Origin of the sequence: Streptomyces sp. BE20 (genome assembly GCF_036322525.1) — a bacterium.
GTDB lineage: Bacteria > Actinomycetota > Actinomycetes > Streptomycetales > Streptomycetaceae > Kitasatospora.
Genome location: NZ_JAQYWW010001057.1, coordinates 1 through 305, shown reverse-complemented (window position 1 = coordinate 305; position 305 = coordinate 1). Strand labels below are relative to the sequence as shown.

General features: G+C 83.6%; 1 pseudogene. It reads right to left on the bottom strand.

Annotated elements, in window-relative coordinates:
• Window positions 1-305: pseudogene (locus tag PUR61_RS45550) on the bottom strand (2-oxoglutarate dehydrogenase, E2 component, dihydrolipoamide succinyltransferase); the annotation flags it as partial.

Genomic DNA, 305 nt, shown 5'->3' with positions numbered 1-305 from the left:
TCGCGGATCACCTGGTGGACGGCCTCGCGACCGGCCTCGTCGTAGCCGGGGGCCGCCGGGCCGCGCGGCTCGGCGGGTGCGGCCGGCTCGGCGGGTGCGGCGGCCTCCGCGAGGACCTCGGCGGGCACCGGGGCCTCCGCGGCTGCGGCGGGGTCGGTGGCCTGGGCCGGGTCGCCGGGGTCCGGGGTGTCGGCGGGGTCGACGGGCTCCGTGGTCTCGGCGGGCACCGTGGCCTCGGCCGGGGCGGTGGCGTCGGTGGCGGGCTCGGCGGGCGGGCCGGCGACGGACCGGCCGGAGGGCATCTC